At 34.5% G+C, this 5,858-nt stretch carries 6 protein-coding genes and 1 pseudogene; 5 read left to right on the top strand and 2 right to left on the bottom strand.

Annotated elements, in window-relative coordinates; all coding sequences use genetic code 11:
- The 4 genes and pseudogenes from HOG88_RS01755 to HOG88_RS01740 all read left to right on the top strand — a co-directional run.
- Positions 1–193, top strand: a pseudogene (locus HOG88_RS01755) (bifunctional protein-serine/threonine kinase/phosphatase); the annotation flags it as partial.
- Between the two features lie 74 nt (positions 194–267).
- Entirely contained in the window at positions 268–813 is a 546-nt protein-coding gene (locus tag HOG88_RS01750) for a YqiA/YcfP family alpha/beta fold hydrolase (RefSeq protein ID WP_295002502.1), read from the top strand.
- Between the two features lie 44 nt (positions 814–857).
- Positions 858–1,994, top strand: coding sequence for a DNA repair exonuclease (locus HOG88_RS01745; protein ID WP_295002500.1), 1,137 nt, complete (start codon positions 858–860; stop codon positions 1,992–1,994).
- Entirely contained in the window at positions 1,981–4,350 is a 2,370-nt protein-coding gene (locus tag HOG88_RS01740; protein WP_295002498.1) for an SMC family ATPase, read from the top strand. Before HOG88_RS01745 ends, HOG88_RS01740 begins: the two co-directional genes overlap by 14 nt.
- Before the next feature lie 149 nt (positions 4,351–4,499).
- Here HOG88_RS01740 and HOG88_RS01735 read toward each other — a convergent pair whose 3' ends face one another.
- Positions 4,500–4,766 carry a Txe/YoeB family addiction module toxin gene (locus HOG88_RS01735; protein ID WP_295002496.1) on the bottom strand — a complete coding sequence of 89 codons (267 nt, stop codon included), beginning with the start codon at positions 4,764–4,766 and terminating at the stop codon, positions 4,500–4,502.
- Positions 4,760–4,978, bottom strand: coding sequence for a hypothetical protein (locus HOG88_RS01730; protein ID WP_295002494.1), 219 nt, complete (start codon positions 4,976–4,978; stop codon positions 4,760–4,762). Before HOG88_RS01730 ends, HOG88_RS01735 begins: the two co-directional genes overlap by 7 nt.
- Before the next feature lie 445 nt (positions 4,979–5,423).
- Between HOG88_RS01730 and HOG88_RS01725 the strand changes: the two genes are divergently transcribed.
- Entirely contained in the window at positions 5,424–5,855 is a 432-nt protein-coding gene (locus tag HOG88_RS01725) for a helix-turn-helix domain-containing protein (protein WP_295002493.1), read from the top strand.
- Positions 5,856–5,858: the final 3 nt, after the last annotated feature.

Here is a 5,858-nt window from a genome sequence, read left to right as displayed (position 1 = left end):
AGATAAAGAGCAACGATATACTCACTACTCCGAGATGAACTTTGAACTGAAATATCCACAGAAAGTGAAACCTTTTTTCACAAAAAATAGTTCTTACATACAAAGAGAACCACTTACATTTTACAGGGTTGGTTTTGTGGCAATGAGTATGTTAAATATAATTTTACTTCTTTGGCTAGGATACATAAGTTAAAACATAATTCATATTAAGAATTTTACCTTGATATGCTAGAATCCTTGAAAATTAAACTTCAAAAGGATAGGCCTATGATTATTTATATTCACGGTTTTGGTAGTAGTGGGTATGGACATAAAGCACAACAGTTTCGTGAGTATTTTAAGGGTGAGGCTTTTATCGCTCCATCTTTATCGTACATCCCAGAACTGGCGATTAGAACCTTAGAAGAGTTGATCGAATCATATAATGGTGATGTTAAACTTATAGGCTCATCTCTTGGTGGTTTTTACTCTCTTTATCTTTCACATAAGTACAATGTACAAGCGATTTTAATCAATCCATCAATCCATCCATATATAACATTACAAAAAGTTTTAGGCAATGCTCCTTCCTTTTATGATGAGAGTACTTTTACATGGATGAGTAGTCATATAGATATGCTGCACAAGTACAAAGTAGAAGGTATTTGTGAAGAAAACATCATTACCTTACTCCAAAAGGGTGATGAAACGCTAGACTATAGAGAAGCTGTGAAAAAACTACCAAACTCTAAACTCGTTATAGAAGAGGGTGGCAGTCATAGTTTTGATAAGGTAGAGAGACATTTCACAATGATAAAAGATTTTTTTAATTAAGACATACATGATATAATTATTTACAATATTTTATTAGGCATGATTTGAAAATAATACACTTTAGCGATACTCACCTTGGGTATAACGACTTAGACATTTTAAACGATGAGAACATAAACCAAAGAGAAGCAGATTTTTATGACGCTTTTTCTCAGGTCATAGAGCAGATAAAACGCATAAAACCTGACTACATCATCCATACGGGCGACTTGTTTCACCGTTCATCTCCTAGTAACCGTGCTATTACATTCGCACTTGAGCAGTTTAAAATCATAAGCTCTTTAAACATTCCCTTTATCATCATCGCTGGAAACCACTCAACGCCACGGACAAATCTCTCTAGCCCCATAATGAAAATATTTGAAAACTTTGATAACGTATACACTTCTTACAATCAAGAGTATAAAAAGATAGAGTTCAAAGACATAGTATTTCATACACTCCCTCACATGAACGATGAGACTAAAGCGGTTGAGCAGATAGAGAAATGCGAAGCAGAAATAGATACAGTCAAGAAAAACCTTCTTATGATGCACTGCTCGGTCGGTGCGCACTTCTTGATGCAAGAGTATGGAGAGTGGGTTTTTCCTAAAGACAAAGAGTACATGTTTGAGATGATGGACTATGTAGCACTTGGGCACTGGCATGGTTTCGGTCAAGTAGGTAAACACACAAATGTTTTTTACAGTGGTTCAACTGAACGCACAAGCCTAGGTGACAAACGCAACTCTAAAGGTTTTGTCGAAGTCATACTTGATGATGAGTCTTCTCTTTTTGGAAAACTCCAAACAGAGTACAAAGAGATAAACATTCGTCCCATTGTCTCTAAGGTCATAAACGCAGAGGAGTATGAAAGCTCACTGGCGAACTTAGAGTTTGAAGATACACTAAACGCCATAGTGGAAGTAAGACTAACAAACCTAACACCCCTGCAATCCATAGACATTCAAAACACAGAGATAATCAATCTCTTTACAAACGCCATGAGCGTAACGGTCAAACGCGAGTTTAAATCAACTAGCCATGCACAGAGTGCAGTTGACATAGAGTCCCTTAGCTTACAGCAGTACTTCTTAGAACATGTAAAAGAAGACGCTAACGAAGAAGAGTATGAAAGACTAAAAGGTAAGATAGACAAACTCTTTAACGAGTATGAGGAGAGCCGTGATGATTCTCTCTAAACTACACTTAGAAAACTTCAAAAAGTATGTCACTTATGATGTAGAGTTTGGCGAAGGTCTCATAGGCATCATCGGTAAAAATGGAAGTGGAAAGTCGACACTATTTGAAGCCATACTTTTCGCACTCTATGGAGAAGCCAAAGTCAGAGGAAACAAAGACATTCTTAGAAATGCAAACGCGACTACTAAAGATGCCGTAGTTGTAGAACTAGACTTTGAGTTTGACTCTTGTGAGTATAAGGTTAAACGCGAGTTTCGGGGAAAAGCTCTGAGTGCAAACGCGAAGTTTTATAAAAATGGTGAGCTTACAACCACAGGAGCTAAAGAAGTCACTTCTGCCATAGTAAACCTTACAAAGATGAGTAAAGATGCTTTTATGCATACTCTCTTTGCTTCTCAAAAAGAACTCACAAGTCTTAGTACTCTTAAAAATGAAGACAGAAAAAAGATGATACGAAAGCTTCTTGGACTAGAGAAGATAGACTTCGTTGAAAAAGAGCTAGTAGAGAAAAGCCGTGAACTAAAACGCCAAATAAGTGCATTTGCAGAAGTGCTTTTAAGTGATGAAGACGTTAGTGGTAAACAAGAACTGATAAAGGCTAGAGTTGAGAAGAAAAACATTCTTAGTAAAGATGAGTTAGACAAGAGTAAAGAACTTATAGTACTAAAAGACAAAGAGCAAGCCATAAAAAAAGAGCTTGATGTTTTCACAAAAACTAAAGAGCAAAAACAAAAACTTTTCTCTGGGCTTAAACTTCTGACAAGTAACAAAAGCATAGAGTTACTAACTAGTGCAAAACTCATAGCTGAGGTTCATGAGCTAGAACATAAACAAGAAACACTCACTAGCCTTGCCTCTGTAAAAAAAGAGTACCTGAGTCTCCATGAGGACTTAAAAAACCAAGAAAAGTTAAAAGAGCATCACTTAAAACGCGAGGGGCTTACTAAAGAGCAAGTACAACTAAGAGAGCAGTACACTAAAAGTAAGGCTGACATCTCTACACTAGAAAAAGAGTGTGAGTCGTTCGAGAAGTGTGTACTTGATGAAAAGGACTTACAAGAAGAACTCTCACATGCACTAAGCACTATAGAACTAGAACAAAAGAAAGAGCAAGAACTACTCATAGAGATGAAGAGTGAGCAGAGAACCATAGACGAGGCAAACACGAAGATAGCAGGCATACAAGAACTTGGAAAAGATTCAGAGTGTCCTACTTGTACAAGACCGCTTATAGAAGAGTACGACAATGTCATAAACTCTCTTGTCGCGATAGTCCAAGGCACTCACCAAAAGAAGATAAACGAGTATGAAACGCAGCTTCGTAGTGTACAAGAACAAAAAGCTAAACTCATAGAACTTAAAAGTGTAAAAGATAAAGAGTACCAAGAGCTTACAAAAAAACTAAACATCATAGTGAGTAAACAAAAAGACCTACAAAACGCGAGAGAGCACTTCTCCCTCATAGAGAAAAAAGGTCTCAAAAACAAAGAAGAGCTAAAAGCACTAGAGCAATTTAACTACGACAGTGACCTTCACTTCAAAGTACGAAAAGCATACGATGAACTAGAACCACAGTACAAACACATACTAAGTCTAGAGACAGAACTAAAACGTCTCCCTAGTGTAAAAAAAGAGTTAGAAAAAGTAACCGCACACATAGAAGAGCTTGAAAAGAAACGCTACGACAAAGAACAAGAGCACAACAAAGTTCTCTACGATGAAGAAGCTCATAAACAAAAGCATACAGAGCATGATGAGGCACTTAAAACGCTAGATACCGAGACAACTATGCTAAACGACATAAAAGTCCTCATAGCATCCATAGTCGGAGAGATAAAGACCATACAGAATGCCCTTGACAACAACGATGTCCAAGTAAAAAAAGTCCAATCTAAAAAAGACGACCTCAAAGACTACGAAAAGATAAAAACTAGTTTAGCAGACTTCAAGACGAAACTAAACGCGAAGGTAGCACCTCGCATCTCTAGCATAGCATCTGAGATGTATAGCCAAATAACAAAAGGTAAGTACCAACACATAGAGGTAAACAACGACTTCGACTTCTTCATCTACGACGATGGCAAAAAGTACCCAATAGAGCGTTTCAGCGGTGGAGAAATAGACCTAGCAAACCTAGTGCTTAGAATAGCCATAAGCAAAACGCTAACAGAACTTAGCGGAGCAAGTAGTATAGGCTTTCTTGCGTTTGATGAGGTTTTCGGAAGTCAAGACGAGAGCCGCCGCATGGAAATACTAGAAGCCTTCCACACCATAAAAGAGCAATACCGACAGATATTTCTAATAAGCCACGAGATGGAGATTAAAGAGATGTTTGAGCGGGTTGTTGAGTTGTGAGAAAATAAAAAAGAGTATAAATGAGTGATTTAATGTTTGGCTGCTATGTTTAAATATTAAAAGTGGAGACTCATTCACTGGGGTGTATTTTAAAATTTAAAATTTTCGTCTATACACTTGTTTTTTCCAAGGATTTGTTAGCACTTGAATTACTCGTAATGTTCCCACATTCTATAAATCTTTATTATTTTATCTTCTTCAAATATCTCATAAACTAATCGATGTTGTTTATTTATTCTATGACTAACTAAACCTTTCATATCGCCTTTTAAATATTCATATTCTGGTGGATATTGAAGTGGATTGATTTTGATAAGTTCTAATAATTTTAAAGCTTTAGGCTTTAATCCACTTGAAGCTAGTTTTTTAGCATCTTTTTGTGCTTGTGACATAAAAATTAATTGATATTCTACCATTCTAATTTATCTAAAGTTACACCTTTTTCTATAGGTTCATTTCTCGCTTTTTGGATACTTTGTACCATTCCATCAGTATTTCTTAAATATGTATCATCTGATATATATTTTGATTGTTCCAATACTGTTACTTCTTGTTTTGAGAAGTGATTTATTAACCAAAGAAATTTATCATAAGTACCATCTTGAACTTGTAAAGTTACTGTTTGCATAATAATCCTTTATAATTTTACTTATTTTAACATAATTTAATCATAAATTAACTTTTTTTATTTTTATGATGTTGTTTGGAATATTCTTTTAATAGCTCATCTTTTAAACTTTTTCCAATTTTAACTTTAAAAATTTTACCATTTGCAGTTACAATTTATAACCTTAACTAAAACAAATCCCATCTTGGGAATTTTCCAAGATTTTTAACAAATTGATCTATCCAATTTTTTTCTTTTTATTTTCAAACATTCAAGTTTGAAAAATGCTAAAACTGATAAAAATATATGATTGCTCTGTGTTCTAACTGTCATTGTTTGTAAAGACTCGCCGGACAATAAATTAAAAATTACACCCCTGTGAATGAATCTCCACTTTTATGATATAATTTTTAACTATCGACATAATAAAATAAATAAGGATTTTTAATACCTACAAGATTAAGAGTTGATATTAGCTGGTTATCATCATGTTATCAATCGTGGTGTAAATCGTTGTAATATTTTTAACTCAGATGTTGATAAAGATATGTTCTTACAGATTTTAAATAAAAGTGCTACTTTAAATAAAGTCATTATACATGATTACTGTTTGATGGATAATAATTATCATCTGCCAATCACAGATAAAGAGTTAGAATACATAAAAACAAAAGAGAAACAGAAAATTGTTAAAGTAAACAATAGTATAAAAATTTCTCAATCAAAACAATTTGAAGAACATTTTTATAATATTTCTACAAAACAAGATAGAAACATCGCTATAATGAATGCACATTTAGATGGATACTCACAAGCGAGTATCGCAAGTTATCTCAATCTTTCTAAATCTTTGATTAGCAAAGTTGTAAAAAGTGGAGATTCATTCACAGGGGTGTAGTTT

Source organism: Sulfurimonas sp., assembly GCF_018698455.1.
Classification (GTDB): Bacteria; Campylobacterota; Campylobacteria; order Campylobacterales; family Sulfurimonadaceae; genus Sulfurimonas.
The sequence above is the reverse complement of the archived record's forward strand: the minus strand, read 5'-3'. Positions and strand labels throughout refer to the sequence as shown.

What these genes read in the sequence shown, in the direction of transcription:
- HOG88_RS01750 (WP_295002502.1), top strand. Translation starts at nt 268, where the DNA reads ATGATTATTTATATTCACGGTTTTGGTAGTAGTGGGTATGGACATAAA.
- HOG88_RS01740 (WP_295002498.1), top strand. Translation starts at nt 1,981, where the DNA reads ATGATTCTCTCTAAACTACACTTAGAAAACTTCAAAAAGTATGTCACT.
- HOG88_RS01735 (WP_295002496.1), bottom strand. Translation starts at nt 4,766, where the DNA reads ATGGTAGAATATCAATTAATTTTTATGTCACAAGCACAAAAAGATGCT.
- HOG88_RS01730 (WP_295002494.1), bottom strand. Translation starts at nt 4,978, where the DNA reads ATGCAAACAGTAACTTTACAAGTTCAAGATGGTACTTATGATAAATTT.